Origin of the sequence: Salinimicrobium tongyeongense (genome assembly GCF_026109735.1) — a bacterium.
Classification (GTDB): domain Bacteria; phylum Bacteroidota; class Bacteroidia; order Flavobacteriales; family Flavobacteriaceae; genus Salinimicrobium; species Salinimicrobium tongyeongense.
In genome coordinates this window covers 2,619,598-2,635,210 of sequence record NZ_CP069620.1, presented here as the reverse complement: position 1 = coordinate 2,635,210, position 15,613 = coordinate 2,619,598, and the positions used below count along the sequence as shown (strand labels likewise).

Below are 15,613 nucleotides of genomic sequence, written 5' to 3'. Positions count from 1 at the left end.
GCCTGCAGGACTTTCACCATTAGTTAACAAATGTAAGAATTAACATTTTCAAATTATTTATATTAGCACAATAAATACAATAAACCTGCCATCGGCCATGAAGATCTTAAAATACCTTCTTTTCCTGCTGTTAATCCTCTTTATTGCAGGCTCCATTTACATTGCTACCAAAGACGGAGAGTACAGGGTGGAGACCAGTAAGCTCATCAACGCTCCTGCCCCCATGTTGTTCAGGGAAGTAGCCGATCTTTCCAACTGGAAATCCTGGGATGCCTTTACAGGCATTGAAGGAATGGATATGGATGTTGCCGCCGCGACTTCTGAAAGAGATACTGCAATTACCTGGCAGGCCGAAGCCATAAGTGACGGGCAAATAGTGACTACCGCTACCATCCCTTATTCCAGCATTGAACAGGTGCTGCAAACAGAAACAATTACTGGCGAAGCTGAAGGAATGATCACCTGGACCTTCACCCCCGAAGATGGCGGCACCCGTGTTAGCTGGGTGCTTGAAGGTAACCAGACTTTCAAGGAAAAACTGGCTTTTACGGTACAGGACGAGGAACTGGCCGAAGTATTTCTTCCCATTTTTGAGCAGAGCATTGAGAACCTGGAACAGAATGTAATTCGAAAAATGGAAGCCTATTCTATAAATGTTGACGGGCTAACTCAACACGGAGGAGGATATTATATGTACACCACAACTGCCTCGCGCATGGGAGAGGTGAACACGCGTGCCGCCAGTATGATAGAACAGGTTAAGCTCTATATGAACCAGAACAATATCTCGGTGAGCGGGCAGCCGCTTATCATCTATAACCAGCGCGATGACCGCAACGGCACCACTATTTTCTCTGCCGGCGTACCTACCCCAAGCCAGGTGATCACCCCGGCAGGAAGCGAAATTTTGAACGGGTACCTGGAGCCTCAAAAAGTGGTTAAAACCACTCTTAACGGCCATCACAAAAATGCTTCTGAAGCCTGGGAGCGCACCTATCGCTATATTGAAGAAAACGATCTTGTGGTAAACTCTCAGGGGCAGCCTTTCGAAATGTTAATTACCGATCCTACAAAAATTGACAATCCGGCACTCTGGGTGACAGAAATTTACATCCCGGTAGAATGATAAAACAGCTACTACTTGTTTTTCTTGGCGGTGGTGCGGGCAGTGCGCTCAGGTTCCTAATTTCAAAAAACCTCAACACGCTTTCCTCCATCCCGCTGGGTACGCTGCTGGTCAATTTCTTCGGAAGCCTTTTAATAGGTTTTATTATAGGACTGGGAATGAAGCAGGAAACAATTTCCCCGAACACCACTCTATTGCTCGCCACGGGTTTCTGCGGCGGATTCACAACTTTTTCGGCTTTTAGCTTTGAAAACCAGGCGCTGCTGAAGGCGGGCGACTACTTTAACTTCGGAATATATTCTGCCGGAAGTATTTTCCTGGGAATTGCCGCAGTTTTAACAGGGATCTGGGTGTCAAGGCTGGGCTAGTGCTTTGCGTACTTCTTCACCCCTGCCGTAACAGGAACTGCAAGGTGGTTTTCTGCCGGCGGGATTGGGCAGGAATAGCCGCCGCTGTAGGCACAGTAAGGATTATAGGCTTTATTAAAATCCAGTTCCACAACTTTGGTTTCAGGGATGGTTAGATCAAGATATCTTCCGCCTGCGTAAGTGCTCAGCCCATTGGTGGGGTCTGTAAAAGGCAAAAACAGGTAGTCTTTGTATTCTTCAGTTTTTGAGAGCGCCAGGCTCTGGTACACATTCAGCTTAAATTCTTCTCCTTTAAGAGTAAAATACAACTCGCCATACTTCACAAACATTTTCTTTTTTTCTGAAGTAGTAGGCATGGCAAAGGGAACTTCATGAGGTGTTCTCAAAAATTCAGCTTTAAGCCTGAAGCTGGGGTCAAAAGGAAAGAAATCCAGGCTTTTGAAAGATTTTCTGACTTTTTCAGTCAGCGGAGAAGTGGCAGCATCTTTGAATTCAGCATTGATCCCTTCCTGGAAAGCCACAACTACCGAATCCTGCTGCGCAAGTACGCTGCCCGATAACAATAAAAATATAAGGAGGCTTAAAAATCTCATTTTTGAGACCCTGTTTCAGCATCATAAAATTTCGATTCCCCCAGGTAGCTTTCAATAAGCTGATTGTACTCGGGGGTTAGGCGTAAGCCCAAAGTTCCTTCAATGTTGTATAATCCCTGCATGTCTTTATAGCCGTGTTTCAGCATTTCTTCAAGGTAAAAATAAGCAGTGGGAAAATCATTGTCCTGCGCACTCAAAGAAATGATATTTCGGTAAGCATCAAAAGCCCGGGGGTCAAAAATGGTCTGGATCATGTTTGCTATGAGCCTGCTCTCGAGAGGCACACGGGTTTTGCTCATGTCCTGCCGTTTGAGCGCCACATATTCATTTATAAAATCTTTTAGCCGAAGTGCCATTTTTGACTCTGCAGTTTTTTTCTGCGCCAGCGAATCCAGCTGGTTTTTCTGGTAATTCCACCAGCCCAGGTTTTCGAAGTTTGCCGTGCGAATGTCTTCTTCCAGGTAATAGACAAAGTCGTTGAGCAGCCTTGATTCTTTCTGGGAATAGGTTTCCTGCTGACGCTTTTGCTGCTCGTAATTCCTGGAGCGCAACAACTGATTTTGTTTCGAATTTACTTCAGCCATACTGGCAAGGCCTTTGTACTTTTCTTTCATCACCTCCAAAAGACCTTCGGCATTTAAAAGCTGATTTTGGCTCATCAAGCTGTTTACGCGGGCCATATCCTGCCGGTATAACTGCTCTATTAGCTGATTGTTTAAAACCCGGTACCTTTTCCGCATAGATTCGAGCGTAAGAGAGCCTACGGCACTGTAAATGATCTGGGGAACAGGCCATTCTTCATCACCCGAGTAGGTGTAAATTTGCGTGGGAAACCTTAGCTGTGACAGGGCCTCTGCCGTGCTCTTCATACCGGGCCCCGAAAATTGTTCATCTCCCACTACTCCAATAAAAACAAAATTACTTTTGTTATCTAAAAGCTTAAAGTTCACCCAGTGATCCCCCACTGCCACAACGCCCAGGAGATTCTCAAATATAAGCGGCAGCGAGCTGGCTACTTTTCCACCCGTCATGGAACCTACACTGGCAATTTGCCTGGAATCTAAAGGTAAAATACCCGCGACATGCTGTACCAGCCTTGCAGCAATAAGAGCATTGTCTTCCAGGCTGTTTTCTTCATGTATGTCATTTGAGGAAACAATAATATACTCCTGCTCCTCGGCCGTAGAACGAAATAACTGCGCAGCCGGCTTACCTCTTCCCTGGCCGTCAAACACAAAAATCACAGGCCAAAGTCTTTCATTTTGATAGGTGGTGGGAAGATAAAGGGCATAACTGTCGTTAAGGGTATCGGAGACTTTTAGGCTGTCTACTACAATTCCCTTTTTTACCAGGAATTCCTGAGCGGAAACCTGCAGGCTCAGGAACAAAAAAAAGATCATTCTCTTCATGGAATTAAGGTAGTAAAAATTCTAGGATTGACTGCGGAATTTTATTATCAGGCATTAAAAAAGCCTTACAAAACGTAAGGCTTTAAAAATATAAATATCAAAAATTGAGACTAAGCCTGTCTCACGTTTACTGCATTTACACCTTTTCTACCTTCTTCAAGGTCGAAAGTTACTTCGTCATCCTGTCTAATCTCGTCTACAAGACCATTAGCATGTACAAAATACTCATCATTTGACTCTTCGTCCTTAATAAATCCGTAACCTTTTGATTCGTTAAAGAACTTAACTGTACCTTTATTCATTATATAAATTTAAATTGGAGGCGAAGGTACAACTATAAACCCGATAACCTACTAAAAACCAATTTATTATTTATTTTATTCCAATATTGGCCGATTAATTTAATTAAACAGGAACTAAAACCTCGTATATACTAATTATACAGCCTATTTAGAGGTATAGGGGGTAATTTTTCAGCTTCTGAATAAATGTGAGCTTAATTTATAAAATAGACTTGAAGGTCGCTATTAATCAATTTGTTGAACAAAGTCCCGGCTCCTGGTTCTTGCAGCCTGCCTAAAGGCAGGCGAAGCGATCTTGACGCTTTGCCCGGGAACAACAATGATTTTATTCCATAAAAGCAATGTGTATCCCTTCTATAAGCATATTAACCCCAATTATTGCAATGATAAGCCCCATAATTTTCTCTACCACCACAATTTTATTGGCCCCAATGTAGCGCACCAGGTATTCACTTGAGAGAAAAGCGAGGTGATTTAGCCACATCACCAGCGCAAACATGACAAGGATGATCCCCAATTGAAGGTAAGTAGCCGTGGTAGTGAAGTTCATTGCCGTTACTATGGTACCGGGCCCTGCAAGAATTGGGATTCCCAGCGGAGAAATGGAAATTTCTTCGTTGAAGTTAATCTCTTTCTGGTTATCAATACTAGAAACCTGTGCCCGAATCATCTCGAAACCTACAAAAAACACCAGGATGCCCCCGGTGATCTTAAACGCCGGGATGGTGAGCCCGAAAAAATCAAAGATATACTTACCCAAAATGATAAAGCCTGATACTATTACAAAGGCTGTAAAAGTGGCCTTTTTGGAGATCTTCTTTTTGGTAGGCCTGTCGGCCTGGCGGGTGAGGCTGAGAAAGATAGGCACATTTCCTACAGGATTATTGATCGCAATAAATCCTGTAAACACCGCAATGGCAAATACCCAAATTCCTTCCATTTAATTCTTCTGGCGCTAAAGATTACACGCGGTAAAAGTATCTAAAATAAACGGTATGCAAAAACAAACGGCTCATGGTTTGACTTCAATTAAGCAGAAAGCAAGTTTTGAGACTTCTTTAACGAAGGCACAGAAGCATTTTTTGTACATTTTCCAACCTGCGCAATGAGTCGGTAAAATTCAGGGAGCATGAAAAGTTACAATGAAAAAAGAGATTTCAGCAAGACCAGCGAGCCGCGGGATGAGCCGTCAAAAAAGAAGAACGAAAAGCCCATTTTTGTGATCCAGAAGCACGACGCCACCAACCTTCACTACGACTTCAGGCTGGAGATTGACAATACGTTAAAATCCTGGTCGGTTCCCAAAGGCCCCAGCACAGATCCTTCAGTAAAAAGAATGGCGATCCCTACTGAAGATCATCCCATTGCCTATGCCAGTTTTGAAGGCGTGATCCCAAAAGGAGAATACGGGGGCGGCACGGTCATGATTTGGGACACCGGCACCATTGAAAGCAATAAAAAAGATGAACACGGGCAGGTTATTTCTTTGGAAGATAGCTTTAAAGCCGAAAGTATTGAAGTGACCCTGCACGGAAAAAAACTGAAAGGCGGTTATAACCTTGTGGAAATGAAAGGCGGAAAAATGAAAGGGAACTGGCTGCTTATGAAGCAGGATGATGCTGAAGCCGATGCCCGCCGCAAGCCCGTAAGCACTCAGTCTAAAAGTGTCACTTCAGGAAGGACACTAAATGAAATTGCACAGGAAGAAACTAAAACCAGTAGTAAATGACCATTGCCGGTGTAGAAATATCAAAAGCTGATAAGATCATTTTTCCGAAGAAAAAGATCAGCAAAGGCGATATGGTATCTTATTATGAGAGAATCGCCCCGCTGATGCTGCCTTACCTGAAGAACAGGCCGCTTAGCCTACAGCGTTTCCCAAACGGCATTGACAGCAACGGATTTTATCAAAAGAGTATTTCCGATTATTTTCCGGATTTTATCAGGACTGTTAAAGTTGAAACCGAAGAAGGATCGAACACCCAGATTCTTTGCAACGACACCAAAACCCTTGTTTACCTTGCCAACCAGGGCACGGTAGAATTTCACATCTGGTTAAGTAAAAAAGACAGGCTGCGCCAACCCGATAAGGTTATTTTTGACCTGGATCCTTCCGATGATGATTTTGAAAAGATAAAGCAGGGTGCCAGGCTTTTGCGCGAGTTGCTAAAAAAGAAGAACATAGATCCTTCCCTTATGACCAGCGGAAAAAGCGGCTTACATCTATATAGTCAAATAAGGCGGGGAAAAGATTTTGACCAGGTGAAAGAGACGGCCAGAAAAATAGCGGAAGAGGCAGAAGAGCAGCACCCCGATCTCTTTACCACTCAAATAAGGAAAGATAAACGAGGATCAAAAATTTTTGTAGATTATCTTCGGAATGCGTATGCCCAAACAGCAGTATGCCCCTATTCTTTGCGGGCCACTGAAGATGCTGGTGTGGCGACACCTGTTGAATGGAGGGAGCTATCAAAGATCAAAAGTGCTGCGGAATATACCATTGACAACATATTTAGAAGAACCGGACAACTAAACAAAAATTAAATTAAGATTGAACGATATGAAAGACATTAGCCCCGAAGAGGCGAACCGCGCTCTCAACGAACAGGCAGAAAAAGTAGAACAAAAAGACCTTGAAAAGGTACTTGCCAAAGAGCAAAAAATTGAAGATAAATTCCGTAACAATGAATCTATGAGCGGGTATCTGGCCAAAGCCAAGAGCATGTTTGGCCTAATTCGCGATTACTGGAACGGCAATTACCGGCAGGTGCCCTGGAAAACCATTGCTGCGGTGGCAGGAGCTTTGCTGTATGTTCTTATGCCGCTGGACCTAATCCCCGATTTTATACCTCTTGCCGGTTTTCTTGATGATGCCAGCGTGATTGCTGCCTGTCTTGCACTGGTGAGCGATGACCTTGTAGATTACGAAAAATGGAAACTGCAGCAGGATCACGACATCACCCAAAGCGATAAAGAAACCCTGTCTTAGGTTCAGATAATGAAGAAAGAAAAACTTGAAGCAATGCCTTTGTACAAAAAGGCATTGGAGATCCTGGATATTGTAGACAGGATTGTACAGCTGGTGCCCGAAGAAAACCAGTTTACCACCACCGTTGCCCAAAATATGTATGCCGATGCACTGCAGCTGGCACCAAAAATAGCCGGTGCCCAGGAGGTGGATCTCTACGACATCAAAATGGAAAATGCTGCCGTAATAAGGAAGTGCGCCCGCCAGATCTACGTTGGATGTAACGGATTTTTAATGGAAGGCTTCAAAGAAGTGGAATATCTTGAAATGCTGCGGGAGGAGATAGAGAAATTCAGAGTTCTTTTTGCAGAATGGGTAAAGACCTTTGATCAATGGAATTATATCATAGACAGGTGGGGGCTGTTTAATCCGCCGGGAGTGAATTACGACGATAAAGATCCCGATGATGATCTTCCTTTTAACAATCCTTTTGATGAGGAAGATTAGGCACAGCTAAAACATGTTTTTGAAGGGCTGTCAAAAATGGCATTTTTGACAGCCCTTTCCCCTTCTTATCTACCTGAAATTTACTGCTGTTCCAGAGCGCATTATTTTGTAGAGAACCTGTCTGCAGACCAGCGGCCACCGCCTTTTATAATAAGGAACAGGGAACCCAGCCACATAGCAAAATCAGTTCTCATCTCATGAGCCATACTCCAAAACCCGTAGGCTTTTAGCTCCCGCAGCACAAAAGGCCCAAAACTTTCGCCCAAACCAATTGGAATCTTGGTAGTAATAATGGCTACTGTCATAATAATAAAAGTGATCAAAGCTGCGCCCCGGGTAAAAAGACCAACAAGCAAAAGAATTCCCGCAGCTACTTCAAAGAATCCTACCAGGTTCCCGAGAATTTCAGGTTCCGGAAATCCCATTTTTTCGAATCGGCCGGGACCGCGCATGGCGGGATAAAGGAATTTCTGGATGCCTTCCACCAGAAAAACCATCCCCACCATAATCCTGATTAATATCGTTGTGCTCTGAGCGTCTGTGCGAAGAAACTTTTGTGAATTCATTTGGAAGCTGGCATTTGTGTAAATAAAAATACAAAAATTGAAGAATAGCCTGCCTGGATTTAGAAACCCGAAAGGCTGACAAAAGGTTTTCTTCGGAAATGAAATAAAAACCTCGCACAAAAAAACCTCACAGGTTTTAAAAACCTGTGAGGTTTGATATTAAACAGGATACCGATGTCGCTGTCGCTCATCGGTTTTCTGCTTACATATTTCTCCTGTACTGCCCTCCTACTTCAAAAAGAGCTGTGGTGATCTGCCCAAGGGAGCAGACTTTCGTTGCTTCCATAAGCACCTCAAAAATATTCTCATTCTGAATGGCTGCGTTTTTCACCTTTTCAAGGGTTTCCTTTTCCAGCTCTTTTTTGGCCTCATGCAGGTTCTGCAAGGTCTCTATCTGGTTTTGTTTTTCTTCTTCGGTAGCGCGAATCACTTCTCCCGGAGTTACGGTTGGGGAACCTGTAGAGCTAAGAAAAGTATTCACCCCAATGATAGGGAAGTCTCCGTTGTGCTTTAAAGTTTCATAGTAAAGACTCTCTTCCTGAATTTTGCTGCGCTGGTACATGGTTTCCATGGCACCAAGCACGCCGCCTCTTTCGGTGATGCGGTCAAACTCCTGCAACACAGCTTCTTCCACAAGATCGGTAAGTTCTTCTATTATGAATGCCCCCTGGATTGGATTCTCATTTTTAGTCAATCCCAATTCCTTATTAATGATCAACTGAATGGCCATCGCTCTTCTTACTGAAGCTTCTGTAGGCGTGGTAATGGCTTCATCGTAAGCATTGGTGTGTAAAGAATTACAGTTGTCGTAAATGGCGTAAAGCGCCTGAAGCGTTGTTCTTATGTCATTAAAATCAATTTCCTGTGCGTGTAGTGATCTCCCGGAAGTCTGGATGTGATACTTCAACATTTGTGCCCGCGGATTAGCTCCGTACTTGTATTTAAGTGCTTTTGCCCAGATCTTTCTCGCTACCCTTCCAATAACTGCATATTCGGGGTCGATTCCGTTAGAGAAAAAGAACGACAGGTTAGGACCAAATTTGTTGATGTCCATTCCCCTGCTCAGGTAGTATTCCACGTAGGTAAAGCCGTTGGCGAGGGTAAGTGCCAGCTGCGTAATAGGATTAGCCCCTGCTTCAGCGATATGATAACCTGAAATAGAAACCGAATAGAAATTCCGCACATTTTCCTGAATAAAATATTCCTGTACGTCACCCATCAACCTCAAAGCGAATTCTGTTGAAAAGATACAGGTGTTCTGCGCCTGATCTTCCTTCAGGATATCGGCCTGTACCGTTCCACGCACCTGGCTTAATGTTCTCTTCTTAATATCGGAATAAACATCTGCCGGTAACACCTGGTCCCCGGTCACCCCAAGAAGCATTAACCCGAGGCCGTCATTACCTTCCGGAAGTTCTCCGCGGTACTTAGGCTGCTCCATTCCTTTCCCCTCATAGATCTTTTTGATCTTCTGTTTCACTTCCTCTTCCAGCCCGTTTTCCACAATATATTTTTCGCATTGCTGATCTATGGCCGCATTCATAAAGAAGCCAAGCAACATGGGCGCAGGGCCGTTAATGGTCATACTCACCGAGGTAAGAGGATGGGCAAGATCAAAGCCTGAATATAACTTCTTCGCATCATCAAGACAGCAGATGGAAACTCCGGCATTCCCGATCTTTCCGTAGATATCGGGGCGATGGTCGGGGTCATTTCCATAGAGCGTCACCGAATCAAATGCTGTGGAAAGCCTTTTTGCCGGTAAGCCCATGCTTACATAATGGAAACGGCGGTTGGTCCTTTCAGGTGAACCTTCCCCGGCAAACATCCGGGTAGGGTCTTCTCCCTGTCTTTTGAACGGATACAATCCGGCGGTGTAAGGGAATTCTCCCGGCACATTTTCCTGCAGGCACCATTTTAAAATGTCACCCCAGGCCTGGTATTTTGGCAGTGCCACCTTCGGGATCTGCGTATGAGAAAGGGATTCGGTGTGCGTTTCAATTTTAATCTCCTTATCCCTCACCTTAAAGGAATAGACAGGGTCTTTATATTTATTTACCTTCCCGTCCCAACCGGTAATGATTTCCCAGTTGTAGGGATCGAGGTCCATTTTAACTTTATCAAACTCTTTCTTCAGTAGCTTTACCAGCTCTTCATTTTCTGAAGTTGTGGCATTTTTTAGATCATCCTCATCAATTCCATGCTGGTTCAGCTCCACTTTTACTCCGGTAACAGATTCTATGGTCTTATAAATTCCGTAGAGCTTTTGAGCAACTTCAGCCTGTGAGGCCGCTTTCTCGTCATAGCTGCGGTTATTTTCAGAAATTTCAGAAAGATATCGCGTTCTGTTTGGCGGGATCACGAAGATCTTTTCGCTCATTTCTTTGGAAATATGGAAGGTAGAATTGAACTTGCTGCCCGTTTTCTCGTCAATCCTGTCCATGATCTGCTTATAGAGCGTGTTCATACCGGGATCGTTGAACTGGGAAGCGATAGTTCCAAAAACCGGGAGCTTATCTGGGTTCTCATGCCACAGGCCCTGGTTGCGCTGGTACTGCTTCTTTACATCCCTAAGGGCATCTAAAGCGCCGCGTTTATCGAATTTGTTGATCGCCACCAAATCGGCAAAGTCGAGCATATCGATCTTTTCCAACTGAGTAGCCGCACCAAATTCGGGCGTCATCACATAAAGTGAAACATCAGAATGCTCCAGGATCTCTGTATCAGATTGTCCAATTCCCGAAGTCTCAAGCACAATAAGGTCATAATCTGCTGCTTTTAGCACTTCAATGGCTTCAGCAACATATTTGGAGAGGGCGAGGTTCGACTGGCGGGTAGCCAAAGACCTCATATATACCCGCGGATTATTGATCGCATTCATCCTGATACGGTCTCCTAAAAGGGCACCGCCGGTCTTCCTTTTGGAAGGATCAACAGAAATGATCCCGATGGTTTTTTCAGGAAAATCCATAAGGTAACGGCGCACCAGTTCATCTACCAGGGAAGATTTTCCGGCGCCCCCTGTCCCGGTAATTCCCAGTACGGGAATCTCTTTTTCTTTGTTTTCAGAATGAATTTTATCAAGGGTTTCTTTGGCAACTTCGGGAAAATTCTCGGCAGCCGAAATCATCCTCGCAATAGCTCCCGGGGTTTTCTTCTCCAGCTCTTCTACTTCCCCGTTAAGGCTGTCTCCCAGCGGATAATCAGATTTTTTTACCAGGTCGTTGATCATTCCCTGCAGCCCAAGTTCGCGGCCGTCATCGGGAGAATAGATCCTGGTGATGCCGTAATCTTCAAGTTCTTTGATCTCTTCGGGCAAAATTACACCGCCACCGCCGCCAAAGATCTTAATATGGCCGGCCCCTTTTTCCTGCAACAGGTCGTACATATATTTAAAGTATTCGGTATGGCCACCCTGGTAGGAGGTCATGGCAATGGCGTTGGCATCTTCCTGGATGGCGCAGTTCACCACTTCTTCCACACTGCGGTCGTGCCCCAAATGGATCACCTCCACGCCGGTGGACTGAATGATGCGGCGCATAATATTTATCGCGGCGTCGTGCCCGTCAAAGAGCGAAGCTGCAGTTACAATTCTTACTTTATTGATGGGTTTATAAGGAGCTTGTTGTTCCATATTCAATTTTATAGTCTGTTTAAGCACGCAATTTACGAAAATTGAAATAGTAGGTAATTTGAATTACAAATAGCACAAAATCTCTTTCGTATTAGTGCAAATGCTATCAATTATCTACTTTTAAAGACCCAAAAATAAGCGATGTCAAGTTTCATACTACTAATTCATTGTCCCGATAAAGCCGGAATCATTTCAAATGTCACCTCCTTCATTTTTAATCGCAAAGGAAACATAGTTTATATTGATCAATATGTAGATATAGAAAATTCCATATTTGTAATGAGGCTGGAATGCGAATTTCTAGATGCTATAAATATTGATTCGCTTAACAAAGCATTTTCTGAAGAACTGGCAGTGCCATATCAAATGTTCTGGAAAATATATTCAGCAGAAGCTAAATTGAGAATGGCCGTTTTTGTATCAAAATATGACCATTGCCTTTACGATATCCTGGGCAGGCATAAAGCCGGGGAACTTCCCGTCGATATTCCTTTGATCATTAGTAACCACGAACACCTGCGTTCTACTGCCGAAAAATTTGATATTCCTTTTTATCATGTTCCCGTTACAAAAGACAACAAACCCGAAGCTGAAAAAAGACATTTGGAATTGCTTCGTCAGGAAAAAATAGATTTTTTTGTTTTGGCCAGGTACATGCAAATTATTCCCGATAGCCTTATAGCGGCATTTCCAAACCGCATCATCAACATACACCACTCTTTTTTACCGGCTTTTGCAGGCGCAAAACCTTATCATTCTGCTTATAAACGCGGGGTGAAAATTATTGGTGCGACCTCACACTACGTCACCGCCCAGTTAGATGAAGGGCCAATTATTGAACAGGATATTGCCCGAATTTCCCATACCCATTCCATAAAAGACCTTATCCTCAAAGGCAGGGACCTGGAAAAAGTAGTACTGGCAAGGGCGATAAAACTACATATTGACCGAAAAACCCTTGTTTTCAATAACAAGACCATAGTATTTATATAATTTAGACTAAAATTCGCCCGGGAAAAAGCGGGAATTTTAATAGCTACCTTAAAAAAATTATCATGAAAAAATTTTTAACTCTTGTTTTTCTTCCGCTTTTGTTCGGCTGTGCCGAATTACAACAAATAGCCGACTCGCTTCCGCAGGAAGGCACGGGAATATCTAATGCCGAAGTTGCCGCCGGACTGCGACAGGCGCTCGATTTTGGTATTGACAAGCAGGTGACCAAACTGGCACAGGAAGACGGGTTTTTCAGAAATGAACTGGTGCGCATAAGCCTTCCCCCCGAATTACAGAAAGTAGATCAAACCCTGCGCGATATTGGCTTGAGCTCCCTCGCCGATGAAGGGTTACGGGTACTCAATCGCGCTGCCGAAGATGCGGTGCAGGAAGCTACCCCAATTTTTGTGGATGCCGTAAAACAAATCACCTTTACCGATGCCCAGAACATTTTGCTGGGAGACGATGATGCCGCTACCACTTATTTGGCGGGTAAAACTACCGAACCACTTTATTCAAAATTCAACCCCGTAATCACCGCTTCTCTTGAAGAAGTGGGCGCGACACGGGTATGGACTAATATTATTGACCGCTACAACGCCCTGCCCCTCACCAATGATGTAAATCCAGACCTGGCCGATTATGTGACGCAGGAAGCCTTAAAAGGCGTTTACACCATGATCGCTGTGGAAGAAAAAGAGATCAGGAACAACTTCGCCGCCCGTACAACAAACCTGCTGAAACGGGTTTTTGCTTTACAGGACTAGAAAAAATTAGGGTATAAGGGTTAATGTTTAACCCATTTTAGCTGCTCAGAAAGTCTCGATCCAATTGAAGCATTGCTGTTGCAGGTTACGGGTTTTTCTGTTGCAAGTTAAAGTTTCTCTTTTGTCATTTAGAAGGAGCTGTTTTAGCGACTGCGATATCCTTTCAGAAAAGAGGTGTCTAAAATGCCATTTTCAGGAGGTAATATTTCGGAAGTGTTTCTGGTTCAGGTTTTAGTTGCGGATTCCACATTTCTACATTAAGACTTAGGGCAAAGTCACATAAATTGAAATTATTGCTCCTTATACCTTAAGCATTACTCATTGAAAAAGGTGTTATAAACAGCAGTAAAATCCTGTATCCCCCCATAAAACCTCAAATCTATCAGGCTGAATTGTAACTTTTTAACAAGAGTGAGGGGGCTTCTCCACAGTTTTACCATAAAGTTAACTTTCAGTTATGAATTCTTCGAAAAACTGCAGGATATCTTTGCAGTAATAATACAAGAATATGTTTAGATTATTTGAACCCAGATCTACGCTGGAGAGGCTTCGTGAGAAGTATTCCTTTCTTATGCGCCGTTCGTATGAGCTCGCTTTAGTGGATAAGCTAAGAAGCGATATGCTCAATGATAAGGCATGCAAGATCCTCAAGGAGATCCGCCGTATGGAGCAGAATCAGGACAAGATCGCCTGAACTTTCCTGAAATAATTAAAGGCGGCCGTTAAGCGAGAGCCATACCAGCTAAAATATTCCCCGTCCACAATCTGGATGCAGCCCACCCTCACTTCTTTCTTCAAAGCTTCAATATCTTTTTCCTTAAAAGGAAAAGGTTCTGTAGAAAGCAGCAGCACCTCTACCTCCTTTTTTTCTAGCTCGTTAAGGGCAATTTCGGGATAACGGGAATCCTCTTCTAAAAAGGCATTTTTAAAGCGGTTAAGTTTCAACAGGTGATCTATAAAAGTATCTTTTCCGGCCACCATCCACGGATTCTTCCAGATAAAATATGCGACTTTTCGCTCCGGAAATCTTTTTGCATCATCCTGAAAACACTGCTTTTCAGATTTAATTTTTTCAATGATTTCTGAAGCTTTGCAGGCCACCTGAAATATTTCAGCATACTGCCCAATGAGATCCAGGGAATCATCTATAGTGCAGATATCTGAAACATGCACGGGAGCGATCTTTTCGAGCTCTGCCACCATTTCTTCGGTGTTTTCTTCTTTATTACACAGGATGATGTCTGGTTCCAGGGCTGCGACGCGCTCAAAATGCACCTGCTTGGTACCACCCACCACTTTTTTTTCTTTCCGAAGGCATTCAGGGTGAACGCAGAACTTTGTTACACCTACAATTTGCTCCCTAAGGCCAAGATCTACCAGCAGTTCTGTCTGGCTGGGCACCAGGCTCACAATTCGCTTCGGAACTTCCTTCAGCGCAATCTTCCGGTTTAACTGGTCGTAAAATTCTTTCATGCATAAAAAAATGAGGTGCCAAAAGTGCCATTTTTGACAGGTATTCTTCCGAAGAAAATCCTATAAAAAAGCAGCCATTTCCTGCTGCATTTTTTTTGCTTCTGCTGCAGCTGCTTCAGCAAAATCCATTCCTTCCGAAGCATAGATCACGGCTCGAGAAGCATTCACGAGCAGGCCAACATTGCGGTTCATCCCGAATTTACATACTTCTTCCAAACTTCCGCCCTGCGCGCCTACTCCCGGCACCAGCAAAAAGCTTTCGGGGATAATTTTTCGTATTTCCTGCAGGTATTCGGCCTTTGTAGCACCCACCACATACATAAGGTTTTGACCATTATTCCATTTTTTGGAGGTTTTGATGACTTTTTTGTAAAGTTCTTCTCCATTTAGTCTTTGCGTCTGAAAATCGTATGCACCGGCGTTAGAGGTAAGCGCCAGTAAAATGGTGTGCTTATCCTGGTAGGCCAAAAACGGCTCTACGGAATCTTTTCCCATGTATGGCGCTACGGTAACCGAATCAAAATTAAGGTCTTCAAAAAAGGCTTTTGCGTACATGCCCGAAGTATTGCCTATATCGCCCCTTTTTGCATCGGCAATGCTAAAAATGTTTGGGTGATTTTCGTTGAGGTAATTAATGGTTTTTTCCAGTGCCTTCCAGCCTTTTATCCCGTGGGCCTCGTAAAAGGCCAGGTTGGGCTTATAGGCCACAGCCAGGTGATGGGTGGCGTCAATAATTGCCTTGTTGAAAGCGAAAATGGGATCTTCTTCTTTTAAAAGCTGCTTCGGAATTTTGTTAAGATCTACATCAAGACCTATACACAAAAAGGATTTTTTGAGGCGTATTTGTTCGGTAAGCTGGGAAGTGGTCATTGGCTGGAAATAAAAAAGCTGCCGGAGTGCAGCAGCT

The 15,613-nt window shown here is 43.8% G+C and carries 17 protein-coding genes; 9 read left to right on the top strand and 8 right to left on the bottom strand.

Going from position 1 to position 15,613, the window contains the following annotated elements:
• Positions 1-97: 97 nt before the first annotated feature.
• Positions 98-1,126 carry a GyrI-like domain-containing protein gene (locus JRG66_RS11685; protein ID WP_265162941.1) on the top strand — a complete coding sequence of 343 codons (1,029 nt, stop codon included), beginning with the start codon at positions 98-100 and terminating at the stop codon, positions 1,124-1,126.
• Positions 1,123-1,494: a fluoride efflux transporter CrcB gene (gene crcB, locus JRG66_RS11680; protein WP_307726288.1), complete on the top strand. Its 372-nt coding sequence runs from the start codon at positions 1,123-1,125 to the stop codon at positions 1,492-1,494. The genes JRG66_RS11685 and crcB overlap by 4 nt, the downstream gene beginning before the upstream one ends.
• On the opposite strand, the gene JRG66_RS11675 is transcribed toward crcB, so the two are convergent.
• The 4 genes from JRG66_RS11675 to JRG66_RS11660 all read right to left on the bottom strand — a co-directional run bounded on the left by JRG66_RS11675 (position 1,491) and on the right by JRG66_RS11660 (position 4,738).
• Entirely contained in the window at positions 1,491-2,087 is a 597-nt protein-coding gene (locus JRG66_RS11675) for a DUF1684 domain-containing protein (protein WP_265162940.1), read from the bottom strand. The genes crcB and JRG66_RS11675 overlap by 4 nt on opposite strands.
• On the bottom strand, positions 2,084-3,487 hold the full coding sequence (locus JRG66_RS11670; protein ID WP_265162939.1) for a hypothetical protein: 1,404 nt from the start codon (positions 3,485-3,487) through the stop codon (positions 2,084-2,086). The genes JRG66_RS11675 and JRG66_RS11670 overlap by 4 nt, the downstream gene beginning before the upstream one ends.
• A 119-nt stretch (positions 3,488-3,606) precedes the next feature.
• Positions 3,607-3,798, bottom strand: a complete 192-nt coding sequence (locus JRG66_RS11665) for a cold-shock protein (protein ID WP_029035283.1) — start codon at positions 3,796-3,798, stop codon at positions 3,607-3,609.
• 325 nt (positions 3,799-4,123) lie between these two features.
• Positions 4,124-4,738 (bottom strand): MarC family protein, encoded by a 615-nt coding sequence (locus JRG66_RS11660; protein WP_265162938.1) that lies wholly within the window; start codon positions 4,736-4,738, stop codon positions 4,124-4,126.
• Between the two features lie 189 nt (positions 4,739-4,927).
• On the opposite strand from JRG66_RS11660, the gene JRG66_RS11655 reads away from it, so the two are divergent.
• The 4 genes from JRG66_RS11655 to JRG66_RS11640 are packed head-to-tail and all read left to right on the top strand — an operon-like array spanning position 4,928 to position 7,273.
• A complete protein-coding gene (locus JRG66_RS11655) occupies positions 4,928-5,527 on the top strand; it encodes a DNA polymerase ligase N-terminal domain-containing protein (protein ID WP_265162937.1) in 600 nt (199 codons plus the stop codon).
• The gene (gene ligD / locus JRG66_RS11650; protein WP_265162936.1) at positions 5,524-6,342 is read left to right on the top strand and encodes a non-homologous end-joining DNA ligase; all 819 of its coding nucleotides are present in this window, start codon (positions 5,524-5,526) and stop codon (positions 6,340-6,342) included. The genes JRG66_RS11655 and ligD overlap by 4 nt, the downstream gene beginning before the upstream one ends.
• Before the next feature lie 16 nt (positions 6,343-6,358).
• Positions 6,359-6,787 carry a YkvA family protein gene (locus tag JRG66_RS11645; protein WP_265162935.1) on the top strand — a complete coding sequence of 143 codons (429 nt, stop codon included), beginning with the start codon at positions 6,359-6,361 and terminating at the stop codon, positions 6,785-6,787.
• 9 nt (positions 6,788-6,796) lie between these two features.
• Positions 6,797-7,273, top strand: a complete 477-nt coding sequence (locus tag JRG66_RS11640; protein ID WP_265162934.1) for a hypothetical protein — start codon at positions 6,797-6,799, stop codon at positions 7,271-7,273.
• 101 nt (positions 7,274-7,374) lie between these two features.
• Here the strand turns inward: JRG66_RS11640 and JRG66_RS11635 are convergent, their stop codons facing one another.
• Both JRG66_RS11635 and JRG66_RS11630 read right to left on the bottom strand, forming a co-directional pair.
• Positions 7,375-7,839 (bottom strand): DoxX family protein, encoded by a 465-nt coding sequence (locus tag JRG66_RS11635; RefSeq protein WP_265162933.1) that lies wholly within the window; start codon positions 7,837-7,839, stop codon positions 7,375-7,377.
• 202 nt (positions 7,840-8,041) lie between these two features.
• Positions 8,042-11,473 (bottom strand): methylmalonyl-CoA mutase family protein, encoded by a 3,432-nt coding sequence (locus JRG66_RS11630; protein WP_265162932.1) that lies wholly within the window; start codon positions 11,471-11,473, stop codon positions 8,042-8,044.
• A 141-nt stretch (positions 11,474-11,614) separates the two neighbouring features.
• Between JRG66_RS11630 and purU the strand changes: the two genes are divergently transcribed.
• From purU to JRG66_RS11615, 3 genes are all read left to right on the top strand, one after another.
• Positions 11,615-12,466 (top strand): formyltetrahydrofolate deformylase, encoded by an 852-nt coding sequence (purU, locus tag JRG66_RS11625; protein ID WP_265162931.1) that lies wholly within the window; start codon positions 11,615-11,617, stop codon positions 12,464-12,466.
• A 62-nt stretch (positions 12,467-12,528) separates the two neighbouring features.
• Positions 12,529-13,233: a DUF4197 domain-containing protein gene (locus tag JRG66_RS11620; RefSeq protein WP_265162930.1), complete on the top strand. Its 705-nt coding sequence runs from the start codon at positions 12,529-12,531 to the stop codon at positions 13,231-13,233.
• Positions 13,234-13,741: 508 nt separating this feature from the next.
• Complete coding sequence (locus tag JRG66_RS11615; RefSeq protein ID WP_265162929.1) at positions 13,742-13,927, top strand: Lacal_2735 family protein; 186 nt, start codon at positions 13,742-13,744, stop codon at positions 13,925-13,927.
• Here JRG66_RS11615 and JRG66_RS11610 read toward each other — a convergent pair.
• Both JRG66_RS11610 and pyrF read right to left on the bottom strand, forming a co-directional pair.
• On the bottom strand, positions 13,909-14,706 hold the full coding sequence (locus tag JRG66_RS11610) for an ABC transporter substrate-binding protein (protein ID WP_265162927.1): 798 nt from the start codon (positions 14,704-14,706) through the stop codon (positions 13,909-13,911). The genes JRG66_RS11615 and JRG66_RS11610 overlap by 19 nt on opposite strands.
• 60 nt (positions 14,707-14,766) lie before the next feature.
• Entirely contained in the window at positions 14,767-15,576 is an 810-nt protein-coding gene (pyrF, locus tag JRG66_RS11605; protein WP_265162926.1) for an orotidine-5'-phosphate decarboxylase, read from the bottom strand.
• Positions 15,577-15,613 lie beyond the last annotated feature (37 nt).